Here is a 21,349-nt window from a genome sequence, read left to right as displayed (position 1 = left end):
GCGCGGATGTTGACCCTGTCCCACCGACCGACCTACCTTGTGGCAGGCCCAACGAGGGGCCGCACTCCAGGAGGAACGATGAAGTTCTCACGCATGATCCCCGTCGCCGCCGCTCTCGCCGCGACGACGCTGGCGCTCGCCGGTTGCTCCGTCCCGGGCGAGACCGGCGCGGCCGCCAAGACAGCGTCTGCCGACGAGGCGCTGACCATCGGTTTCAGCCAGGCGACGCAGCAGAGCCCGTTCTACGTGTCACTCAGCGATGCCGCCACGGCCCGCGCCGAGGAGAACGGCGACGAGCTGCTCCTCGTCGACGCGAACGGCGACGTCACCAAGCAGAACAACGACGTGCAGGACCTCATCACGCGCGGCGTCGACGTCCTGATCATCAACCCCGTCGACCCGAAGGGCGTCGCCCCGGCACTCGCCGCCGCCGACGCGGCAGGCATCCAGGTCGTCACCGTCGACCGCCCGGTCGAGAGCGGCGCCGTGTCGTTCGTCGGGCGCGACAACGAGGCCATGGGCAAGCTCGTCGGCGACGAGCTCGTGAAGACCCTCGGCGACTCGGGCGGCACCGTCGTCGAGATCCAGGGCGACGCCGGAGGCGCGGTGGCGGCGGCCAGGAGCGCCGGCTTCCACGACGCGGTCGACGCGGTGCCGAGCATCTCGGTCGTCGAGGGGCCCTACGCCAACTACGTCCGCAGCGAAGCCGTCACCGCCATGCAGGACCTGCTGCAGGCGAACTCCGACGTGAAGGCCGTCTACGCCCACAACGACGACATGGCCCTGGGTGCCCTACAGGTGCTCGACGAGAACGGACGCACCGACGTCAAGGTCTTCGGCGTCGACGGCCTGATGGAGGCGGTCGAGGCGATCGCCAACGGCGATCAGTACGTCGCGACGGCCGTGAACGATCCCGGGTCGCAGGGCGCGTCCGCCGTGGACACGGCCAGCGCCGTGGCCCGCGGGGAAAAGGTCGACGCGTTCGTCGACGCCGGCACCGGACTCATCAGCAAGGACAACGCGTCGACGTTCGTCGGCACCACCACATTCGCGGAGGCAAGCAAGTGACCACGAGCACCAGCACCGGCACCGGCACCGGCACCACCGATCGTCCGGGCGTCGACGGGGGCGAGATCCCCGAGACGATGACGGCCGCCGTCATGTACGCCCCCGGCGACATCCGCGTCGAGGAAGCCGCCGTCCAGCGCCCCGGCCCGGGCGAGGTCCTCCTCAAAGTGGCGGCCTGCGGCGTCTGCGGGTCGGACATCCCGCGCATGCTCCGCAACGGCGGTTACGTCATGCCCATCATCTGCGGTCACGAGTTCAGCGGCCACGTCGCCGAGCTCGGCGACGGCGTCACCGGTTTCGACCTCGGCGACCTCGTCTCGGTGCCGCCGCTCATCCCCTGCCGGCACTGCGACTTCTGCGTCCGCGGCGACTTCGGGCTCTGCGAGGACTACGACTACTTCGGCAGCCGCAGCAACGGCGCCTACGCCCAGTACGTCGTGTCACCCGTCGGCAACCTCCTCAAGATGCCGGCCGGCATCGACTCCCGAGCGGCGGCCATGCTCGACCCCGCGGCCATCGCGCTCCACGCACTCTGGAAGACCGGCCTCCGCACGGGACAGCGCGTCCTCGTGGTCGGCGCCGGGCCGATCGGCCTGTTCGGGGTGCAGTGGGCCAAGCTCGCCGGCGCCGGCGAGATCGTCACGATCGACCTCAGTGCCGAGAAGTCGGCGATGGCAATCGAGGCAGGCGCCACCCACGCGGTCAAGACCCACGACGAGGCCAAGGCCCTGGCCGGGCGGGGCTTCGACGTCGTCCTCGAGTCGGCCGGCGTCCCCGTGACCGTCGACATGGCCGCCGGGCTGGTCGGGCCGAAGGGCCACGCCGTCTTCATCGGCATCCCGCACGCCGAGGTCACCCTCTCGAAGGAGACCTTCAACACCTTCCTGCGCCAGGAGGTCACGCTCCACGGTTCGTGGAACAGCTTCTCGGCACCGTTCCCCGGTGACGAGTGGCGCACGGCCGCCGACAAGCTGGCGAGCGGCGAGCTCAAGTGGGAGTTCATGATCACCCACCAGCTGCCGCTGTCGGAGCTGCCCGACATGATGCAGGTGCTCGGTGCCCGCTCGGAGCACAGCTCCAAGGTGATCTTCATGCCGAACGGGGACTGACGTGGGCGTCCTCCTCAGCATCGACCTCGGCACCGAGGGCGCGCGGGTCGGCGCCTTCACCGACGACGGCACGTCGCTCGGCTCGGTCCACCGTCCGTACCGGACGTCGTTCCCCCGTCCCGGGTGGGCCGAGCAGGACCCGGAGGAGTGGTGGTCCGCCTTCGTCGACGCCGCCCGCACCCTGCTGGCGACGGACGCGTGCCGCGCCGCCGGTCCCGTCGTCGCCCTCGCGTCCGCGACCACCGCCTCCACGGTGGCCGTCGTCGACGAGGCCGGCACGCCCCTCCGTCCTGCGATCCTCTGGATGGACTCACGCGCCTCCGCCCAGTCCCGCCGCACCGCCGACTTCGCCACCGACCACGCCGTGCTGGCCTGGTCGGGCGGATCGGACGCCGCCGAGTGGCTCGTGCCGAAGGCGATGTGGCTGCACGAGAACGAGCCCGACACGTACGACCGTTCGTCGCGCATCGTCGAGGCGATCGACTACCTCACCTTCCGGCTCACGGGTCGCTGGGTCGGCTCGCAGATGAACGCCGTCTGCAAGTACAACTACGACCCGATCGCGCGACGCTTCCCGGTCGAGCTCTACGCCGCCCTCGGCATCGAGGGCCTCGCCGACAAGCTGCCGGACGAGGTCGTGCCGGTGGGCGCGGTCGCGGGCGAGCTGACTCGACGTGCGGCCGACGAGCTCGGCCTGGAGCCCGGCGCTCCGGTCGCCGTGGGCGGCATCGACGCCCACGTGTCGCTGCTCGCCTGCGGCGGCGACTGCGACGGCCTGGTGTCGCTCGTCTCGGGCACGTCGTCGGCGATCATCGCCGAGGTCGACGCCCCCGTCGACACGACCGAGGTGTGGGGCCCGTACCCCCAGGCCCTCCGCACGTCCAAGTGGCTCGTCGAGGGCGGACAGGTCACCAGCGGATCGGTGCTGAAGTGGGTCGGGGAGGGGATCATGGGCATCGCCCGCGACGACCTCCCCGGGCTCATCGCGGGTGCCACCGCCGTCGATCCCGAGGTACACGGACTGCGAGCCCTCGACTTCTTCATGGGCAACCGGACCCCTTACCGTGACGCCCGTCTGCGCGGCGCCGTCGTCGGCCTGACGCTCGGCACGACGCGGGAAGAGCTCTATCGCGCCGCCGTCGAAGCCGTCGCCTGCGGAACGCGAGGCGTCGTCGACTCGTTCGAGCGCGCCGGAGTCTCGTGCGAGCGCCTCGTCTTCTCCGGCGGCATCGAGAAGAACGCCCTGTGGCAGCAGGTCACCGTCGACGTGCTGGGCCGTGAGGCCGAGATCGTCGACGGCGACAACCTCACGCTCCGGGCGTGCGCCGTCATCGGCGCGGTCGGTGCCGGGCTGGTCGGCGACCTCGACGAAGGGGCCACCCTCTTCGCGCCCCGCACCCGGGTGCTGACGCCCGACGCGGCGCACCACGAGGTCTACCGCGAGACCTACGACGACTACATCGAACTCGTGGGCGCCCTCACCCCCGTCATGCACGCGACGGCGGCCCGTCAGGAGGCGCGTCGTACCGCCGCTGCGTCGCTTCCGTCGGACGCCCGCTCGCTCCTCGTGCCCGAGGCGGGCTCCGGCGCGGTGCTCCGATGAGCGCCGCCCTCGAGGCCGACCGGTCGGACCTGTTGCTCTCGGTCGCGCAGGCCTACTACGAGCGGGGCCGCACGCAGGAGGAGATCGGACGCGACCTGCACCTCACCCGGTGGAAGGTGGGGCGCCTGCTCGAGGAGGCGCGTGCCGAGGGCATCGTGCAGATCCGGGTCGTGCACCCGCAGGCCCGCAAGAGCGACCTGGAGCAGGAGCTCCGTACGCGGTTCGGGCTCGGGGCCTGCGTGGTCGTGCCGACCCCTGACGACGACGAGCACGGGCACGCGCACGTCGCGGTCGCCGCGGCCGGGTGGCTGCGGTCGCACGGCGACCGGCTCCGCACCCTCGGCGTGTCGTGGGGCAACACGATGGAGGGCGTCGCGGCGGTGCTGCCGCACGGTTGGACCCAGGGCATCGAGGTCATCCAGGTCAACGGCGGCATCAGCCGGTCCGTCCGACCCACGACGGCCGCCAACGTCGCCCAGAGCATCGCCCACAGCGGGGACGGTCGCGCGACACTGCTGCCCGTGCCCGCCATCGTCGAGCACGTCGCCACGCGGGACGCCCTGTACGGCGAGGCCTTCGTGGTCGAGGTGCTCGAAAGCGCCCGTGGAGCGGACGCCCTGCTGTTCTCGCTGGGAGCCCTCGGACCGCGCAGCGTGCTCGCGCAGAGCGGGGCCGTGACCGCCCAGGAACTGCTGCGCCTCCGCGGCGCCGGTGCTGTCGGCGACGTCCTCGGGCACTACGTGACGACTGACGGCGGCATCGCCGACGCCGACGTCGAGAGCCGCACCGTCGGGCTGACGCTCGACGACCTGCGCGCCCACCCCCAGAGCGTCGCGGTCGCCGCCGGCGCCGCCAAGTCCCGCATCATCGACGCCGCCCTCGTCAGCGGCCTCTGCTCCGTGCTCGTCACGGACGAGGCAGCCGCGCGGGCTGTACTGGAGCACTGACATGAACATCGCGAGACCGGTGGCCGAGGCCACCACGCACGCGCACGGCCTCGGGGCCGGCGATTCGGGCCCGACCCGCGCCTCCTCGTCCTCCGGGGACGACGGCGCGGCCGTGCCCGCGCTCGTCATGACCGGCATCGTCAAGTCGTTTCCCGGCACCCGGGCCTGCGACGGGGCGACCCTCGAGGTCGCCCCGGGAGAGGTGCACTGCCTGCTCGGCGAGAACGGCGCGGGGAAGAGCACGATGATGAAGATCTTGTCGGGTTCGTACCTGCCGGACGAGGGCACGATCACCGTGGCCGGCGAGGTCGTCTCGTTCTCGAACCCGCTCGACGGGGTGCGCGCCGGCATCGCGACCATCTACCAGGAACTCGACCTCGTCCCCGACCTGACGGTCGCGCAGAACCTGTTCCTCGGCCACGCGCCGACCCGCGGTCCGCTCGTCGATCACCGTCGACGCACCGAGCTCGCGGCCGAGGCGATCCGTCGTGTCGGGGGCACGTTCTCGCCGTCGGCCCTCGTCCGGTCGCTCTCGGTCTCGGAGCAGCAGCTGGCCGCCATCGCTCGCGCACTGACGAGCGACGCGCGGATCATCGTCATGGACGAGCCCTCCGCCACGCTCACCGAGCACGATCTCGAGGCCGTGTTCGACGTGATCCGCGAGCTCGTCGCCGAGGGGAGGTCCATCGTCTACATCTCGCATCGCCTCGACGAGGTCAAGGCGATCGGCGATCGCGCGACGGTGATGCGCGACGGCCGCACCGTGGCCACCTACGCCGTCGACGCCGTCAGCAAGCGCGACCTCGTCGACGCCATGATCGGCCGGGAGCTCGCCGAGTCGGAGAGCACGACGCGACCGCCGTTCACGGGCACCGGGCAACTGCTCGACATCGAGAGCGCGGTCATCCCCGGGGTGCTCGACGTGCGGGGCGTACGGGTGCGACCCGGCGAGATCGTCGGTCTCGCGGGGCTCGGCGGTGCCGGTCGAACGACCCTGCTCGCCTCGGTCTTCGGCGACTCGTCCGCGGCACTCGACATGACCTTCCGAGGTCGGCGGCACACGAAGATGTCGTCGCAGAGGGCAGTCGCCCTCGGCATCGGCCTGGTGCCCGAAGATCGCAAACGCCAGGGCTTGCTGCTCGAGCTGTCGATCCTGCGCAACGCCGGGCTTGCCGCGCTGAGGCCGTTCGGGCTCAACCCCGCCGCAGCCGCTCGCCGCGTCGCCGCCGGCCCCCTCGCGGGGCTCGGCGTGAAGTACGCGGACGTCGACCAAGCCGTCGGACAGCTCTCGGGCGGCAACCAGCAGAAGGTCGTGCTCGCCAAGTGGATGGCTCGCGGCATCGACCTCCTGCTGCTCGACGAACCGACCCGAGGACTCGACGTCGGGGCCAAGGCGGATCTCTTCGCCCAGGTGCGAGAACTCGCCGCGACCGGTGTCGGCGTCCTGATGGCCAGCAGCGAACTGTCCGAACTCACCGAGAACTGCGACCGCGTCTGGGTCCTCCACGAGGGCCGCAACGTCGCCGAATACGAACCCCACCAGACGCCTGCGGCCGAGATCGCCCGCGCCGTCGTGACAGGAAGCATCGACCATGACTGACAACGCCGTCATCACCAACACTCCTCGCGCCTCGGGACGCGGCGGCGGGGGAGCGTCGGGCCCCACCGGGCCTCGCAAACCACTCGTGCCGGGGAAGGCGACCGGTCGCCAGCAGCGACAGGCGCTCCTCGTGCGGTTCAACCTGTTGATCATCTTCGTCGCGCTCTTCGTGGTCGCGTCGTTGGTCGCACCCGAGTTCCTGTCCCAGCAGAACCTCTCGAACCTCCTGCAGCAGTCGAGCCTCGTCGGCATCGTCGCGATCGGCATGACCCTGGTCATCCTCACCGCCGGGATCGACCTCTCCGTCGGCAGCGTCGCGGCCCTCGCCGGCATGCTCGTGGCGATCTTCATCGGCGTGGGCGTCCCGTGGCCGATCGCCGTGCTGCTCGCCATCGGAGCGGGCGTCGTCAGCGGAGGTGTCGTCGGCAGCCTCAGTGCCTACCTCAAGCTGCCCGCCTTCATGGTGACCCTGGCGGCGCTGCAGAGCGTCCGGGGCGTCACCTACCTGACGACGAACGGCACCCCCACGACCTCGGAGATCCCGACCGGCCTGCGCTTCCTCGGAGCGGGCACCATCGCCGGGGTGCCCGTCGTCGGCGTCCTGTTCATCCTGGTCACGCTCGTCGTCGCCTTCGTGCTGAAGCGCACCACCTACGGCGAGTACGTCTACGCCGTCGGCAGCAACAAGGACGCCGCACGTCTCTCGGGGCTGCCCGTGAACCGCATCGTCACGAGCGTCTACGTCATCTCGGGCGGCCTCGCGGCCTTCGCGGGCGTGCTCCTCACCGGGCGTCTCACCATCGGTCAGCCGACCGCCAACCAGGGGCTCGAGCTGGACGCCATCGCGGCCGTCGTGCTCGGCGGCACGAGCCTCTTCGGTGGCAAGGGTGGCGTCGCAGGCACCTTCATCGCCGTGCTGTTGCTCTCCGTGCTGCGCAACCTCTTCAACCTGATGGGGTTGAGCTCGTTCTTCCAGATGGTGGTGACGGGGCTCATCCTCGTCGCGGCGCTCATCATGAACCACGTCCTCGACCAGCGCGGCAAGCGCGCCTGATCGCCCCTTCCTTCGTTCCGAGCCGTACACCCCGAGAGAGAAGCCACACATGACCGACGCCACCTCGACCGACGCCGCGCCCACGACCACCGAGGTCGCACGGCTGATCGACCACACCCTGCTCAAACCCGGGGCCACCCGTGGCGATGTCGACGCGCTGATCGCCGAAGCCATCGAGCTCGGCACGTACTCGGTGTGCGTCTCGCCGTCGATGCTGCCCCTCGTGCTGCCCGAGGGTGCCGACCTGAAGGTCGCCGTCGTCACCGGGTTCCCCAGCGGGAAGCACACGTCGGCCGTCAAAGCCGCCGAGGCATCGGAGGCGGTGCGAGCGGGCGCCGACGAGGTGGACATGGTCATCGACATCGGCGCCGCCAAGGCAGGCGACTTCGCTTCGGTGGAGGAGGACGTCGCCGCGGTCCGCGCAGCCGTCCCCACCCCGACCGTGCTCAAGGTCATCATCGAGTCGGCGGCGCTCACCGACGACGAGATCGTCGCGGTCTGCCGAGCGGCCGAGTCGGCCGGGGCGGACTTCGTCAAGACCTCGACCGGCTTCCACCCCGCTGGCGGAGCCACCGTTCATGCGGTGGAGCTCATGTCGAGCACCGTCGGTGGCCGGCTCGGTGTCAAGGCATCGGGCGGCGTCCGCACTCTCGCCGATGCCCGGGCGTTCGTCGCCGCGGGGGCCACGCGGCTCGGCGTGTCCGGCAGTCGCGCCCTGCTCGCCGACGCCGCTGCCGGCGGCACCGTCGCCGGGTACTGATCCGCCCAGGTCGTGAGCTGAGCGCGACCACGAGGCTCCGCGTCTCACCCACACCGCGCCTCCTGAGCTCTGCCGGGAGCGGCCCGTGGGGTCAGGCGCATGCTCAGCCTGCGGGCTGCCCCGGCCGGGGTGCTCAGTCCTCGGGGTGCAGGCTCTCGTCGGCGGCGGACGTCGTCCACGAGGTGAAGTGCACGGTGAGGTCGGCGCGCGAGGGGGCGCAGCAGAAGGGGCCGGCGCTCGCCGCGGCGTCCGGGGCGAGCGGGGCGACGCGGACCAGGCGCCAGGGCTCGGCGTCGACCCGGGCCCGGATGGTGAGCGCGTCTCCGGAGCGGCTCGCTCGGATCGTCACAGTGCGGCCGGTCCACTCGACCGGGGAGAGCGACCAGTCGGACTCGCCCCGCGTCACGACGGCGCCGAGGCTCTGCTCGCCGTCGCTGAGCTCGACCCCGGCCTTGACCCAGGTCTCGGGGTCGACCGAGACGAAGATCCCGGCCTGGTCGAACTGCGCCGAGAAGTCGAGGACGAACGACACCTCCATGGCGGTGCCCTGCTCGAACGGGGCGACCAGGGCGTGCTCGGTGTCGTGGACGAACCCGTACGACGTGAGGCGCCAGGCGTCGCTGCCCTCGGCTGCCGTGACGCGCAGGCCGTCGTCGGCGACGTCGACCGCGGTCGGCTCGGTGGTCCAGGTGCCGGTGGTCCAGGGGATGTCGGTCATGGGGGCCTCGTGCTCGGTGGTGGTCGGGGGGAGTGGCGGCGTTGACATCGGTGGTGCCGTCGGCGGGGGCGTCAGCGCTGGCGTCAGCGCTCGTGCGTCGGCGGGTCGCCGGCCTCGAGGGCGGCGTGCTGCCTCTCGACGCGCCGGGTCACGGCCATGGCCCGCAGCCCGACCACGATCGAGGCCGACCCGCTGAGGATCATCAGCACGCCCACGAGGTCACTGCCACCCCTCGTCAGCAGCGCGCCGCACACGACCACTCCGGCGGAGAGGAGGAGCTGCAGGGTCGTCCACGTCGTCGTCATCCCTCGACCCTACGAGCGTTCGGCCGCGAACGGCTCGGCCGCGCGACGGAGCGACCCGAGGAGGCGCGGTGCCGGATCGAATCGCACCGCGCCTCCTCGGCGACTTCCCGGGGTCTCGGCGCCTCAGTCGGCGTCCCGGCCGGCGTAGTCCTCGTCGGTGATGCGCTCGAGCCAGGTCGTGGTGGTCGCCGGGTCGTCGGCCGCCTCGAGGATGGCGACGTGCTCCATGAAGCTGCCCTCGGCGGCGGCGTGGAAGTGCTCCTCGCCGGGCGCGAGGTAGATCGTCTGGCCGGGGTGGACGTCGACGACCTTCCCGTCGCGGGTGCCGAACCGGGCGACGCCCTCGGTGACGTACAGGAACTGGCCCCGCGCGTGGTGGTGCCAGGCGGTCCGCGCGCCGGGCGCGAAGCGGACCGTCGCGACGGTGGTGCGCTGGTCGTCGGTCTGCGGGGTGACGATCGGGTCGAGCCACACCTGACCCGGGAACTGCTCGTCGGGGTTCAGGGTCGTGGGCTGCGGGGGCAGGATCTTCACGGGTTCCTCACTTCTCGTCGGTGTCGTCGTCTGCGTCGTCGGTGAAGAGCTCCTTGGCGACGCCCATGGCGGCCATCCCGCGGGGCCAGCCCGCGTAGAGCGTCACGTGGGTGATCGCCTCGACGAGCTCGTCCCGGGTGACGCCGTTCTCGACGGCGCGGCCGAGGTGGAACCGCAGCTGCTCGGTGTTGCCGCCGGCGGTGAGCACCGCGACGGTGACGAGGCTGCGGTCGCGCGCGGACAGTTCGGGGCGGTTCCAGACGTCGGCGAAGAGGACGTCGTCGGTGAGTTCGGCGAGCTTGGGGGCGAAGTCGCCGAAGAGGGTGCGCCCTCCGCCGACCTGGACGGGCTGATCTGACATAGGTGCGCTCCTGGGGGTGGGTGTCGAGGTCGGGCCGGGACGTCCGGTGCCGGACGCCGACTCCGGGCGGCGGCGGGATGCATGCCGGGCCGGGCCGGGTCGCTCTCGACGCTAGGCCGGCGCGGGCGGGGCAGGGAGGCCCCGCCAGGGTCCCTCAGCCCGACACGCCCCGCCCCGGCGGGAGCCGGGCGCCGACGTCGCACCGCCGACTGGACGTCGCACCGCGCACGTGGGCGGTGCGACGTTCAGTGGGCGGTGCGACGCGGGGCAGCGACGCGGGGCAGCGACGCGGGGCAGCGACGCGGGGCAGCGACGCGAGGGGGTACTGCTGGGACAGGGGGCGGCGGGACCCGACGGGCACCGCGCCTCCTTGGTTGTCTGGAGTGCGGCGCGTCAGCGACCGCGACGCACGAGAGAGAAGAGAACACATGTCGACCTGGTTGATCACCGGCTGCTCCACGGGGTTGGGGCGAGCCTTCGCCGAGGAGGCGCTGGCCCGCGGACACGACGTCGTCGTCACCGCGCGCGACGCCTCGGCCGTGCAGGACATCGCCGACGCCCACCCCGACCACGCCGTCGCCACCGCCCTGGACGTCACCGACCCCGACCAGGTGACCGCGGCCGTCCACCTCGCCACCGAGCGGTTCGGCGGCGTCGACGTCCTCGTCAACAACGCCGGCTACGGCTACCGCTCCGCCGTCGAGGAGGGCGACGACGCCGACGTGGCGCGCCTGTTCGACACGCACTTCCACGGCAGCGTCCGCACCGTCAAGGCCGTCCTGCCCGGCATGCGCGCCCGCCGCAGCGGCACGATCGTCAACCTGTCGTCGATCGGCGCCCGCCGCACGGGCCCCGGCTCGGGCTACTACGGCGCCGTCAAGGCCGCGATCGAGCAGATGACCATGGCCCTGCGCACCGAACTCGCCCCGCTCGGCATCACGGCGACGGTCGTCGAACCGGGCTCGTTCCGCACCGATTTCTCGGGGCGCTCGCTCACGCAGTCCGCCACGCCCATCGCCGACTACGCCGAGACCGCCGGTCGTCGCCGCATCGAGGCCGACACCTCGGACGGCACCCAGCCCGGCGACCCCGCCGCCGGTGCCCGCCTGCTCGTCGACGCGGTCGACTCGGGCGCGGCCCCGTACCTGCTGCTGCTCGGCTCGGACGCCGTCGAGATCGTCACGGGCGCACTCGACGACCTCCGCCGCGACGTCGACGCGTGGGCGGAGCGCAGTCGCGCCACCGACTTCGACGCCTGAGCCGGACGCCTCACCTGCAGGAGGTGCGGTGTCGGTTCAGACGACCCCGCTCCTCCTGCAGGCCGTCACCTCCGGAGTGCCCGCGACCCCCCGCGGTCACCCCGGCCCGACCGGTGACGCCCCTGCCACGACGACCCGACGGCGCCTCGTCGCCCGGGCCGGCCCACGCCGGTGACGTCGGCTGCCGGCGACGAGGTGACGCGATCGGCTGACGCGTGGCTTCGAGGTCACGCTAGTCCAGTTGGTACTAGTCATCAATGGACGGGACGAAAAAGGTGCCCCGCTCTACGGGGCCCTGAGGGCACCGATCTCGCCGTCGCGCGAGTAGTCCTCGACCCAGGCCCGCTCGCTGCGCAGCTGGTCGAGCAGGTGCCGGAACATGGCCACCGACTGGACGGGGAAGCGCGTCGCGTCGTCGTCGCTGGCGTCGAGGTAGGCCTGGGCCGTCGCCATGCGCTCGTCGAGGGCCTGGAGGCGCGTGGCGAAGATCGTCGCCCGCGTCGCCTCGTCGACCAGGTCCAGCAGCGCGAACCGGACGTAGAACTCCTCGTCGTCGCCGGCGCGGGAGACGGGGAAGTCGGCGACCCGCCCGATCAGCAGGTCGCGGCCCGCGTCGGTGAGCGAGAACACCTGGCGGTTAGGGCGACCCGTGGTCTCCACGGTGCGACGGTCGAGCGCGCCCCGGTCGTGCAGGCGCTTCAGCGTCGTGTAGACGGCGTTGTTGTTGACCACGCCGAGGCCCGGGCGCCGCACGTTCCGCTTGATGTCGTACCCGTGCTGCGGGCCGGCGAGCAGGTTGCTCAGGATGAGGATCTCGGTGACCATCCCCACATCATGGGGGGTCGCGGCCGGGTCGACGCGACCGCGGCGCGACCGGCCCTGCCGCGGCGCCACCACACGCGGGAGGCGCGGTGCCGGTCGGACCGGCACCGCGCCTCCTGGGGGCCCCGACGTCAGTCGGTCGGCGGCGTGTAGAACTGCAGGTCGTTGCCCTCGGAGTCCTTGAAGGGCAGGATGCGGCCCCACGGGTGCTCGCTGATCGTGCCCGTCACGTCGGCGCCGCGCGCCTGCAGGTCGGCCAGGGCGTCCTCGAGGCTGCCGTCGGGCTGGAACGTGATGACCGCCCCGCCCTCGCTCGACGCCGCGGCCTCTTCTCGACCGTTGAGGCCGATCATCAGGCCGTTGGCGTCGATCTCGGTCCAGTCGTCGCTCTCGTCCTTCACCGTGAGGCCGAGCGCGTCACGGTAGAACGCCGTCGCCCGCCCCATGTCCGTCACGGGCACCCATACCGTTGCCACTCCGCTTGCCATGTCGACTCCTTCGTCCGGCACCGGACCACCCGGTGCTGCGTCTGGCTCCTTGCTACGCCGCGCACCGTGCGAGCCGAGCCGCGAGTCAGGGCACTTTCCCACCCGGAAGCGTGTCTCACGGTGCCCGGTGCCCGAGCGGACCACCCGCAGGAGGCGCGGTGCCGGACGGACGCGCACCCCGCCTCCTGCGGGCCGTCGCGTCGGGGGCCCTGCCAGGGCCTCCCACGATCGGCGCGGGGGCGTAGCGTCGAGGACGAGGAGCCCGTCGTCGAGCACCGCGTTCCGACCCGCCCCTCGTCCCCGTACCGAATCCACCCCCAGGAGACCCATGCGCACCGTCAACGCCTACGCGGCACCGTCCGCCACCGAGCCCCTCGTCAAGACGACCATCGAGCGCCGCGACGTCGGCCCGAAGGACGTCATGATCGACATCGCCTACGCCGGCATCTGCCACAGCGACATCCACACCGTCCGCGGCGAGTGGGGCGAGATCCAGTACCCGCAGGTCGTGGGCCACGAGATCGTCGGCACCGTCTCGGAGGTCGGCTCCGAGGTCACCAAGCACAAGGTCGGCGACCGCGTCGGCGTCGGCTGCATGGTCAACTCGTGCGGCGAGTGCGAGTACTGCAAGCGCGGCGACGAGCAGTACTGCGCCAAGGGCAACGTCGGCACCTACACGGGCGTCGACCCGGCCGACGGCAGCATCACCCAGGGCGGCTACTCGCAGGCCGTCGTCGTCACCGAGGACTTCGTGCTGCGCGTGCCCGAGTCGCTCGACTACGACAAGGTCGCGCCGCTGCTCTGCGCCGGCATCACGCTGTACTCGCCGCTGCACCACTGGGGCGTCACCGAGGGCACCAAGGTCGCCATCGTCGGCATGGGCGGCCTCGGCCACATGGGCGTCAAGATCGCCGCCGCACTCGGCGCCGACGTCACCGTGCTGTCGCAGACCACCTCGAAGAAGGAGGACTCGCTGCGTTTCGGCGCCAAGGCGCACTACGCGACCAGCGACGAGCAGACCTTCACCGACCTGGCGAACTCGTTCGACCTGATCATCAACACCGTGTCGGCGAAGGTCGACATGGGCGCCTACCTCGGCCTGCTCGCCGTCGACGGCACGCTCGTCAACGTCGGCGCCCCGTCCGAGCCGCTCGAGGTGCCCGCGTTCGCGCTCATCCCCGCGCGTCGCAGCTGGGCCGGTTCGGCCATCGGCGGCATCCGCGAGACCCAGGAGATGCTCGACTTCTGCGCCGAGCACGGCATCGTGCCCGAGACCGAGCTGATCGACGCCGACCAGATCAACGAGGCCTACGAGCGCGTCCTGAAGTCCGACGTGCGCTACCGCTTCGTGATCGACGCGGCGACCTTCGCCTGATCCGAGCCGTTCCGCCGGACGCCCCCGCACCGAGTGTGCGGGGGCGTTCGTCGTCCCCGGGGTGGGCCGTGGGCGCACCGCACCGCACCGCACCGCACCGCGTTTCGTGCACTGCACCCCGACTAGACGCGGTGCAGTGCACGAAACGCGGTGCAGTGCGTGAGCCGGGTTGCGGTTCGCCGGACCGCATCGCTCGACGCGCCATGCGTGAGTTCCTGCGCCGATGAACCCGGTCCCGAACGATGCACCCGGAAGCTTCTGGGTGCATCGTTCGGAACCGGGTGTCTCGAGGCAGGCGTCGGCGGCTCAGCCCTTCCGCTGCGCCCGGTACGCCGTCGGTGAGACCCCGTGGACGGCCTTGAACTGGCGGGCGAAGTAGAAGGGGTCGACGTAGCCGACGCGCTCGGACACGAGGCCGACCGGCGAGTCGGTCGTGTCCAGCAGCTCGCGGGCCCGCGCCATGCGCAACTGGGTCTGGTACCGCAGCGGCGTCACGCCGGTCTCGCGGCGGAAGCGGGTGGCGAAGTGCGAGGGGCTCAGCCGGGCCATCGCGGCGAGCTCGTCGACCGAGACGCGCTCGGTGACGTGCTGACGCAGGTACTCCTGGGCCTGACCTACCGCGGACACCCGTGGTGCCCCGGCCGTCCGCTCGGACGACACGAGCGCCATGAGGTGCCACGCGGCTCCCGAGGCGGCCAGGGCGCTGGCGAAGGTCTGGTCGCGCTCCATGGCCTGGACGACCTCCTCGACCAGGGCCACGATGCGATAGACGTCCGACAGCTCGCGCACCGGGGCGCCGGCCCGCACCCCCGCGACCCGGAGGAACTCGGCGAGGTCGTGCCCGGCCACGTGCAGCCACCAAAGGGTCCAGGGGGTGGCGTCGTCGGCACCGTAGGCGTGCGCGACGCCCGGAGGCACGATCACGACCTGCCCCGACCGCACGGGGTGCCGCACCCCGGCGACCTCGCACCAGCCCGAGCCCCGGGTGCAGACCAGCACCACGCACTGGTCGACGCCGTCGGGCCGGGTCATGCCGTGCGCCCGGGCCCGGGGGAAGTAGCCCGCGTCGGTGACGACGAGGTGGGACGTGCCCGGCCGCGAGAGGGCGGCCCGCACCCGGGGTCGGGGCATGACGAGCAGGCGTTGACCGGGGAAGCCGTCCTCGAGGAGCATGTGGACGAGTCTGGTCCGCCGCAGTGGTTTCGTCCAGGCAGTCGGCAGGATCGGTCGTTCCGACGGGCTCGGGGCCTCCGTACGCTCGGACCATGCTCACCGCCGAGTCGAAGATGGCTCTTCCCCCCGTGCCCACTGATCAGGCCGACGCCGGAGTCGCCGTCTGGTCGGAACCCCTCGTCCTCGACACCTACCTGCCGGGCGAGCCCGACCGGTACCCCGCCTTCCTCGACGCCCGCGTCTACCAGGGATCGTCCGGGCGGGTCTTCCCGCTGCCGTTCCACGAGCGCATCTCCGCCGAGAAGCGGCCGCACGAGTGGCAGGCCGTCCACCTCGAGAACCGCTGGCTGCGCCTGGTGATCCTGCCCCAGCTCGGAGGACGGCTGCACGTCGCGTACGACAAGACCGCCGACTACGACGTCTTCTACCGCAACAACGTCATCAAGCCGGCCCTGGTCGGCCTGGCCGGTCCGTGGATCTCGGGCGGCGTCGAGTTCAACTGGCCCCAGCACCACCGCCCCGCGACCTTCCTGCCGACCGACGTGTCGATCGAGCGAGAGGCCGACGGGTCGGTGACGGTGTGGTGCTCCGACCACGACCCCTTCGCCCGGATGAAGGGCATGCACGGCATCCGGCTGCGCCCCGACTCGTCGCTCATCGAGGCCAGGGTGCGCCTCTTCAACCGCAGCGACGAGACGCAGACCTTCCTCTGGTGGGCCAACGTCGCCGCCGCCGTGGGCGACGACTACCAGTCGTTCTTCCCGACCGACGTGCGGCACGTGGCCGACCACGCCAAACGGGCCGTCGTGACCTTCCCCCGGGTCGAGGGCGACTACTACGGCGTCGACTACCCGGCCCGCGTCGACGACGAGCACCCCGACGCCGACCGCCTCGACTGGTACCGCAACATCCCCGTGCCGACCTCGTACATGGTGACCCACACCGACGACGACTTCTTCGGCGGCTACGACCACGGGCGGCGCGCGGGCTTCGTGCACTGGGCCGACCGGGCCATCTCGCCCGGCAAGAAGCAGTGGACCTGGGGTGACGCCCCCTTCGGCCACGCCTGGGACGCGAACCTCACCGACTCCGACGGCCCCTACGTCGAGCTCATGGCCGGCGTCTACACCGACAACCAGCCCGACTTCTCGTTCCTCACCCCGGGCGAGACGAAGACCTTCAGCCAGTTCTGGTACCCGATCACCGAGATCGGCCCCGCCCACCAGGCGACCCGTGACGCGGCCCTGCGCGTCGAGCAGCTCGACGCCCCCGCCGGGGCCGGGAGCGTCCTGCGCATCGGTCTCGCCGTCACGGCCGTCCACCCGCGGGCCGAGGTCGTCGTCCGCACCGTCGACGGCACCGTCCTCGACTCGGTCACGGTCGACGTCGAACCCGGCCTGCCGTCGGTGCTCGACCGGTCCCTGCCGGCGGGCGTCCTCCTCTCCGACGTCGTCGTGGAGGCGCGCTCCGCCGGACGCACGCTCGTCACGGTGCTCGGCGCCACGGTCCGGGCGAGCCTCGACGCGGTGGCCGCCGCCGGCACCCCGGAGCCCGGCGCCCCCGAGATCGCCGCCCCCGAGGCCGCCGTCGCCCCGCCCGCCCCCGCCGACGTCGAGACCGTCGAGGAGCTCTTCCTCATCGGCCAGTACCTGCGGCAGTACCGTCACGCGACCCGCTCGCCCGAGCCCTACTGGCGTGAGGCGCTCCGCCGCGACCCGGGCGACGTGCGGAGCAACGTCGCCCTGGCGACCCTCCTCCACGCCGCGGCCCGCTACGACGAAGCCCTCGCGCTCCTCCGTGTCGCGGTGGGCCGTCAGTCGGCCTGGGCGCCGAACCCGGCCGACGGCGAGGCCCTCTATCGTCTCGGCCTCACGCTCCTGCGCCTCGGGCGCACCCCCGAGGCGAAGGAGGCGCTGGAGAAGTCCGCCTGGAACGCCGCCTGGGTGGCTCCCGCGTCGCTGGCCCTGGCCCGGCTCGCCGGTCCGGCCGACCCCGTCCGGGCCGAGGCCCTGCTGCGCACGGCCCTGTCGCACGGCACCGACAACCTGCAGGTGCGCGACCTGCTCGCGCTGACCCTGCGCGGCCTCGGCCGACACGACGAGGCGGACCGGCTGCTCGCCGAGACCCTCGAGCTCGACCCGCTCGACCAGTGGGCGCGACACCTCGCGGGCCGACGCCTCACGGACGACGCCCCGACGCTGCTCGACGTCGCGCTCGAGTACGGCTCGTCCGGGCACGTCGACGAGGCGCTCCGCGTCCTCGACCTCGCCCAGGGGGCCGTCGCCTCCACCGCGCTCGGGCAGGTGGCCGTCGGTCCGCTGCTCGCCTACCACCGCGCCTCCTCGTTGGCGAGGACCGGCCGCGTCGACGAGGCGCGCCGGGCACTCGCCACGGTCCACGCCCTCGACGCGACCAACTGCCTGCCCTCGCGCCTCGACGACGTCGCCGCCCTGCTCGACGCGGTCGCCCTCGAGCCGGCCGACGGCCTCGCCTGGTCGCTGCTGGGCAGCTGGTGGTACGACCGGGGCCGCGGGCAGGACGCCGTCGACGCGTGGCGACGGGCCGCCGCGACCGACCTGGACGACGCGCAGGCCGCCGTCGTGCAGCGGAACCTCGGCGTGGCCGCCTACAACGTGCTGGCCGACCCCGACCTCGCGGCACGTCACTACGACGACGCGCTGCGCGTCCGTCCCGACGACTCCCGGCTGCTCTTCGAGTCCGACGAGTTGGCCGGGCGGCTGGGGGCGTCCGCCGACGACCGGCTGGCCCAGCTCGAGTCACGGATCGACCTCGTCGCCGAGCGGGACGACCTCTGCGTGGTGCGCGCCCGACTGCTCACCGAGGTGGGACGCCCGGACGACGCGCTCGCCGTGCTCACCTCGCGCAGCTTCCAGCCCTGGGAGGGCGGCGAGGGCCAGGTGCTCGGCGCCTGGGACGACGCGTGCCTCGCCGTGTCCCGTCGGGCGCTGGCCGAGGGCGACGCCGACCGGGCGCGATCCGCCGTCGAGGCCGCCCTCACGCCACCCGCCACTCTCGGCGAGGCACGGCACCCGCTCGCCACCACGGCCGAGCTGCACCTGGCCCTCGGCGACGCGTTCGCCGCGGCGGGAGACGTCGACGCCGCCCGGGCCGCCTGGTCCGCGGCCTCCCGGTCGACCGGCGACTTCGCGGGCATGGCCACGCAGGCCTTCACCGAGCGCAGCGCGGCCACCGTCCGTGCCCTCTCCCGTCTGGGCGAGGTCGAGCGGGCGGCCGACCTCCTGGGGGACTTCGACTCGTACGTGGACGAGCTCTCGCGCACACCGGGCGAGGTCGACTACTTCGCCACCTCGCTACCGTCGATGCTGCTCTTCCACGACGACCCGCAGGACGTGCGCGACGCCGAGGTGGCGACCCTGCGCCGCGTCGTCGCCGCCCTCTCGGCCGAGCTCGGGGTCACGACCGACCCGACCCGCGCCTCCTCCGACCCGACCGCACCCGTGGTCACGCCCGGCGACGACGCCGTGCGCCCCTAGAAAGGAACCCCGACCCATGTCACCCATCACCAGGACCCGACGGCGCGTCCTCGCCGTGGCCGCCGCGCTCGCCGCGTCGGTCGCGCTCGCGGGCTGCTCCATCCCCAGCGCCGACGGAGGCGACGGCGGCACCGAGCGCATCGGCGCCCTCTACCTCGACTCCCAGGGCTTCTACGGCGGCGTCAAGAAGGGCGTCCAGGACGCCGCGGACGCCGACTCGAAGAACGTCGACTTCCTCGAGTCCACCTCGGCGGGCGACGTGTCGAAGGAGAGCTCGTTCATGAACACGCTCACCTCGTCCGCCGTCAGCGCCATCATCCTGTCCGCGGTCTCGACCGACGGCAGCGTCCCCGCGGTCCGGCAGGCCAGCGAGGCCGGCATCCCGGTCATCTGCTACAACACCTGCGTCAGCGACGACGCCGTCGACCAGTACGTCACGGCGTGGGTGCTCGGCGACCCGCTGAAGTTCGGCGGCGACCTCGGGAAGCAGGCCGCGGCCTACTTCACCGAGGCCGGCATCACGGCGCCCAGGATGGGCGTCATCAACTGCGAGCAGTACGAGGTCTGCCAGCAGCGCTACAAGGGCTTCTCCGAGGCACTGACCGCGGCCCTGCCCGGCACCGTGTTCGTCGCCAACCAGGAGGGCGCCGAGGTCGACACCGCCGTCTCGACCGCCGAGCAGATGCTCAGCGCGAACCCCGACCTCGACGGTCTCTACGGTGAGGCGGGCGGCGCGACCGTCGGCGCCTACAAGGCCGTGCAGACCCGAGGGCTCGTCGGTCAGGTCGCCGTCTTCGGTTCGGACATGACGAGCGACATCGCCGCCGAGCTCGCCGACGGTTCGGTGCTCAAGGCCGTCGTCGACATCAGCGGCATCGAGGCGGGCAAGCTCGCCTTCGCCGCGGCCCAGGACGCCATCGACGGCAAGACGCCCGACGAGAAGGTCGTGGCCGCACCGATCGACCTGTACCTGCCGGCCGACGCCGCCGGGTGGACCGAGACCCACCCCGACGGCCTCCCCTGATCGGCGCCGGGGGCCCCGGCACGACGCCGGGCCCCCGCCGCCCCTCACCCCGTCCCCTCGATCCCAGGAGGATCCCCTTGTCAGAGTCGACAGCTCCCACCCCGGACGCGCCGCTCGATCCCGCCCGTGACCGCGGCGCCCCCATCGCCGAGGCCCGCGGCGTCAGCCAGGTCTACCCCGGCGTCACCGCGCTCGACGGCGTCGACTTCGCCGTGCACGCCGGCGAGGTGCGGGCGCTGCTCGGCCAGAACGGTGCCGGCAAGTCCACGCTGATCCGGCTGCTGAGCGGGGTCGAGACCCCCACGACCGGCGAGGTCCTGCTCGGTGGCGTGCCGCTCGGCGCCGGCGGCGTGACCGCGGCCGCCGCCGCAGGCGTCGCCACGTGCTATCAGGAGCTCAGCCTCGTGCCCGGCGTGACCGTGGCCGAGAACCTGGCCATGGGCCGGTGGCCGCGCGGCCGCTTCGGCATCGACACCCGGGCCATGGTCGAGCGGGCCCGGGCCACCTTCGAGCGCCTCGGCGCCGACATCGACGTTCACGCCGAGGTCGCCGGGCTGACCCTCGCGCAACAGCAGATCGTCGAGATCGGCCGGGCGTTGCAGGACGACCCGCGCCTCCTCATCCTCGACGAGCCCACCAGCGCGCTCGCCGCCGCCGAGGTCGACCTCGTGCTCGACACGGTCAAGCGCCTCGCGGCGCAGGGCGTCGCCGTGCTCTACGTCAGCCACCGCATGGACGAGATCCGGCAGATCGCCGACACGGCCACGGTGATGCGCAACGGGAAGGTCGTCGAGACGGTGTCGATCGCCGGCAGCGACACCGCCCACATCATCGAGCTGATGATCGGCGCCGACCCCGGGGAGCGCGCCGTCGCGACGCGCCCCGTCACGAGCGGCGAGGTGCTGCTCGCCGTCACCGACCTCGCGGTCTCCCCGAAGCTCTCGGGTGTCACCTTCGAGGGTCGGGCCGGCGAGGTGCTGGGCATCGCCGGCCTGCTGGGCTCGGGACGCACCGAGCTGCTCCAGGCGATCGCGGGGTTCCGTCCGGCGACCGGGGGCACGATCGCGATCGCGGGCTCCGTCGTCGACCGGCCCAGCGCCTCCCGCATGCTCGCGCTCGGGGTCGGCATGACGCCCGAGGACCGCAAGGGCCGCGGCGTGATCCCCGGCCTCGGCATCGACGAGAACATCGTCATGAGCGACTTCGGCCGGGTGACCCGAGGAGGCGCGCTGTCGTCGGGTGCGATCGCGACGGCCACGAAGGCGCTCGCCGAGCGCCTGAACATCAAGGCGCACGACCTGGGCCGGCCGATCGGCACGCTCAGCGGCGGCAACCAGCAGAAGGCGGTCATCGCGCGGTGGCTGCACGCCGACAGCCGCGTGCTGCTGCTCGACGAGCCGACGCGAGGCGTCGACGTCGAGGCGAAGGCGCAGATCTACGAGATCATGCGCGCCGTCGCCGACACCGGCAAGCTCGTCGTCTTCGTCTCGAGCGAGATCGAAGAGCTGCCCCTCGCCTGCGACCGCGTGCTCGTGCTGCGCGACGGCGGCCTCCGCGAGGAGTTCCGCGCCCCCGACATCTCCCTGCCCGTGCTGCTCCAGGCCTCCATGGTCTCGAGCTGAAGAAGGACGACC

Annotated in this window: 19 protein-coding genes; 12 read left to right on the top strand and 7 right to left on the bottom strand. The window is 72.4% G+C overall.

Features of this window, described 5'->3' with window-relative positions; translation table 11 throughout:
* The first annotated feature begins 78 nt into the window (after nucleotides 1-78).
* From QRN23_RS00180 to deoC, 7 genes are read left to right on the top strand one after another with little or no spacing between them, the layout of a single operon-like run.
* Nucleotides 79-1,068 carry a substrate-binding domain-containing protein gene (locus tag QRN23_RS00180; RefSeq protein ID WP_192123068.1) on the top strand — a complete coding sequence of 330 codons (990 nt, stop codon included), beginning with the start codon at nucleotides 79-81 and terminating at the stop codon, nucleotides 1,066-1,068.
* Nucleotides 1,065-2,177, top strand: coding sequence for a galactitol-1-phosphate 5-dehydrogenase (locus QRN23_RS00175; RefSeq protein ID WP_285061902.1), 1,113 nt, complete (start codon nucleotides 1,065-1,067; stop codon nucleotides 2,175-2,177). The genes QRN23_RS00180 and QRN23_RS00175 overlap by 4 nt, the downstream gene beginning before the upstream one ends.
* A 1-nt stretch (nucleotide 2,178) precedes the next feature.
* Nucleotides 2,179-3,780 (top strand): FGGY-family carbohydrate kinase, encoded by a 1,602-nt coding sequence (locus QRN23_RS00170; RefSeq protein WP_285061901.1) that lies wholly within the window; start codon nucleotides 2,179-2,181, stop codon nucleotides 3,778-3,780.
* A complete protein-coding gene (locus tag QRN23_RS00165) occupies nucleotides 3,777-4,727 on the top strand; it encodes a sugar-binding transcriptional regulator (protein ID WP_285061899.1) in 951 nt (316 codons plus the stop codon). Before QRN23_RS00170 ends, QRN23_RS00165 begins: the two co-directional genes overlap by 4 nt.
* Nucleotide 4,728: 1 nt before the next feature.
* On the top strand, nucleotides 4,729-6,327 hold the full coding sequence (locus QRN23_RS00160; protein ID WP_285061897.1) for a sugar ABC transporter ATP-binding protein: 1,599 nt from the start codon (nucleotides 4,729-4,731) through the stop codon (nucleotides 6,325-6,327).
* Nucleotides 6,320-7,381 carry an ABC transporter permease gene (locus QRN23_RS00155; protein WP_192123064.1) on the top strand — a complete coding sequence of 354 codons (1,062 nt, stop codon included), beginning with the start codon at nucleotides 6,320-6,322 and terminating at the stop codon, nucleotides 7,379-7,381. Before QRN23_RS00160 ends, QRN23_RS00155 begins: the two co-directional genes overlap by 8 nt.
* A 49-nt stretch (nucleotides 7,382-7,430) precedes the next feature.
* The gene (gene deoC / locus QRN23_RS00150) at nucleotides 7,431-8,141 is read left to right on the top strand and encodes a deoxyribose-phosphate aldolase (protein WP_285061892.1); all 711 of its coding nucleotides are present in this window, start codon (nucleotides 7,431-7,433) and stop codon (nucleotides 8,139-8,141) included.
* Nucleotides 8,142-8,274: 133 nt separating this feature from the next.
* Here deoC and QRN23_RS00145 read toward each other — a convergent pair whose 3' ends face one another.
* From QRN23_RS00145 to QRN23_RS00130, 4 genes are all read right to left on the bottom strand, one after another.
* A complete protein-coding gene (locus QRN23_RS00145) occupies nucleotides 8,275-8,859 on the bottom strand; it encodes a DUF1349 domain-containing protein (protein WP_285061890.1) in 585 nt (194 codons plus the stop codon).
* An 83-nt stretch (nucleotides 8,860-8,942) separates the two neighbouring features.
* Complete coding sequence (locus QRN23_RS00140) at nucleotides 8,943-9,164, bottom strand: hypothetical protein (RefSeq protein WP_285061888.1); 222 nt, start codon at nucleotides 9,162-9,164, stop codon at nucleotides 8,943-8,945.
* A gap of 123 nt (nucleotides 9,165-9,287) precedes the next feature.
* On the bottom strand, nucleotides 9,288-9,698 hold the full coding sequence (locus QRN23_RS00135; protein WP_285061887.1) for a (R)-mandelonitrile lyase: 411 nt from the start codon (nucleotides 9,696-9,698) through the stop codon (nucleotides 9,288-9,290).
* Between the two features lie 7 nt (nucleotides 9,699-9,705).
* A complete protein-coding gene (locus QRN23_RS00130) occupies nucleotides 9,706-10,059 on the bottom strand; it encodes a carboxymuconolactone decarboxylase family protein (RefSeq protein ID WP_285061885.1) in 354 nt (117 codons plus the stop codon).
* A gap of 428 nt (nucleotides 10,060-10,487) precedes the next feature.
* On the opposite strand from QRN23_RS00130, the gene QRN23_RS00125 reads away from it, so the two are divergent.
* On the top strand, nucleotides 10,488-11,318 hold the full coding sequence (locus tag QRN23_RS00125) for an oxidoreductase (RefSeq protein WP_285061883.1): 831 nt from the start codon (nucleotides 10,488-10,490) through the stop codon (nucleotides 11,316-11,318).
* Between the two features lie 285 nt (nucleotides 11,319-11,603).
* Here the strand turns inward: QRN23_RS00125 and QRN23_RS00120 are convergent, their stop codons facing one another.
* Nucleotides 11,604-12,143 (bottom strand): PadR family transcriptional regulator, encoded by a 540-nt coding sequence (locus QRN23_RS00120; protein ID WP_285061881.1) that lies wholly within the window; start codon nucleotides 12,141-12,143, stop codon nucleotides 11,604-11,606.
* A 128-nt stretch (nucleotides 12,144-12,271) separates the two neighbouring features.
* Nucleotides 12,272-12,628, bottom strand: a complete 357-nt coding sequence (locus QRN23_RS00115; protein ID WP_173153774.1) for a VOC family protein — start codon at nucleotides 12,626-12,628, stop codon at nucleotides 12,272-12,274.
* Between the two features lie 328 nt (nucleotides 12,629-12,956).
* Here QRN23_RS00115 and QRN23_RS00110 point away from each other — a divergent pair, with 328 nt between their 5' ends.
* Nucleotides 12,957-14,003, top strand: coding sequence for an NAD(P)-dependent alcohol dehydrogenase (locus tag QRN23_RS00110; protein ID WP_285061878.1), 1,047 nt, complete (start codon nucleotides 12,957-12,959; stop codon nucleotides 14,001-14,003).
* Between the two features lie 306 nt (nucleotides 14,004-14,309).
* Here the strand turns inward: QRN23_RS00110 and QRN23_RS00105 are convergent, their stop codons facing one another.
* On the bottom strand, nucleotides 14,310-15,176 hold the full coding sequence (locus QRN23_RS00105) for an AraC family transcriptional regulator (protein ID WP_043594638.1): 867 nt from the start codon (nucleotides 15,174-15,176) through the stop codon (nucleotides 14,310-14,312).
* A gap of 92 nt (nucleotides 15,177-15,268) precedes the next feature.
* On the opposite strand from QRN23_RS00105, the gene QRN23_RS00100 reads away from it, so the two are divergent.
* The 3 genes from QRN23_RS00100 (at nucleotide 15,269) to QRN23_RS00090 (ending at nucleotide 21,337) form a co-directional block, all read left to right on the top strand.
* On the top strand, nucleotides 15,269-18,691 hold the full coding sequence (locus QRN23_RS00100) for a tetratricopeptide repeat protein (RefSeq protein WP_285061876.1): 3,423 nt from the start codon (nucleotides 15,269-15,271) through the stop codon (nucleotides 18,689-18,691).
* A 16-nt stretch (nucleotides 18,692-18,707) separates the two neighbouring features.
* Entirely contained in the window at nucleotides 18,708-19,715 is a 1,008-nt protein-coding gene (locus tag QRN23_RS00095; RefSeq protein WP_123571405.1) for a substrate-binding domain-containing protein, read from the top strand.
* 77 nt (nucleotides 19,716-19,792) lie between these two features.
* Nucleotides 19,793-21,337 carry a sugar ABC transporter ATP-binding protein gene (locus tag QRN23_RS00090; RefSeq protein WP_285061873.1) on the top strand — a complete coding sequence of 515 codons (1,545 nt, stop codon included), beginning with the start codon at nucleotides 19,793-19,795 and terminating at the stop codon, nucleotides 21,335-21,337.
* Nucleotides 21,338-21,349 lie beyond the last annotated feature (12 nt).

It is taken from the genome of Frigoribacterium sp. ME-P-080 (genome assembly GCF_030209595.1).
Classification (GTDB): domain Bacteria; phylum Actinomycetota; class Actinomycetes; order Actinomycetales; family Microbacteriaceae; genus Frigoribacterium.
The sequence above is the reverse complement of the archived record's forward strand: the minus strand, read 5'-3'. Positions and strand labels throughout refer to the sequence as shown.

Bases quoted from the DNA above. Each gene is read 5' to 3' on its own strand.
- QRN23_RS00180 (WP_192123068.1), top strand. From the start codon at position 79: ATGAAGTTCTCACGCATGATCCCCGTCGCCGCCGCTCTCGCCGCGACG.
- QRN23_RS00165 (WP_285061899.1), top strand. From the start codon at position 3,777: ATGAGCGCCGCCCTCGAGGCCGACCGGTCGGACCTGTTGCTCTCGGTC.
- QRN23_RS00160 (WP_285061897.1), top strand. From the start codon at position 4,729: ATGAACATCGCGAGACCGGTGGCCGAGGCCACCACGCACGCGCACGGC.
- QRN23_RS00155 (WP_192123064.1), top strand. From the start codon at position 6,320: ATGACTGACAACGCCGTCATCACCAACACTCCTCGCGCCTCGGGACGC.
- deoC (WP_285061892.1), top strand. From the start codon at position 7,431: ATGACCGACGCCACCTCGACCGACGCCGCGCCCACGACCACCGAGGTC.
- QRN23_RS00145 (WP_285061890.1), bottom strand. From the start codon at position 8,859: ATGACCGACATCCCCTGGACCACCGGCACCTGGACCACCGAGCCGACC.
- QRN23_RS00140 (WP_285061888.1), bottom strand. From the start codon at position 9,164: ATGACGACGACGTGGACGACCCTGCAGCTCCTCCTCTCCGCCGGAGTG.
- QRN23_RS00130 (WP_285061885.1), bottom strand. From the start codon at position 10,059: ATGTCAGATCAGCCCGTCCAGGTCGGCGGAGGGCGCACCCTCTTCGGC.
- QRN23_RS00125 (WP_285061883.1), top strand. From the start codon at position 10,488: ATGTCGACCTGGTTGATCACCGGCTGCTCCACGGGGTTGGGGCGAGCC.
- QRN23_RS00120 (WP_285061881.1), bottom strand. From the start codon at position 12,143: ATGGTCACCGAGATCCTCATCCTGAGCAACCTGCTCGCCGGCCCGCAG.
- QRN23_RS00115 (WP_173153774.1), bottom strand. From the start codon at position 12,628: ATGGCAAGCGGAGTGGCAACGGTATGGGTGCCCGTGACGGACATGGGG.
- QRN23_RS00110 (WP_285061878.1), top strand. From the start codon at position 12,957: ATGCGCACCGTCAACGCCTACGCGGCACCGTCCGCCACCGAGCCCCTC.
- QRN23_RS00105 (WP_043594638.1), bottom strand. From the start codon at position 15,176: ATGCTCCTCGAGGACGGCTTCCCCGGTCAACGCCTGCTCGTCATGCCC.
- QRN23_RS00100 (WP_285061876.1), top strand. From the start codon at position 15,269: ATGCTCACCGCCGAGTCGAAGATGGCTCTTCCCCCCGTGCCCACTGAT.
- QRN23_RS00095 (WP_123571405.1), top strand. From the start codon at position 18,708: ATGTCACCCATCACCAGGACCCGACGGCGCGTCCTCGCCGTGGCCGCC.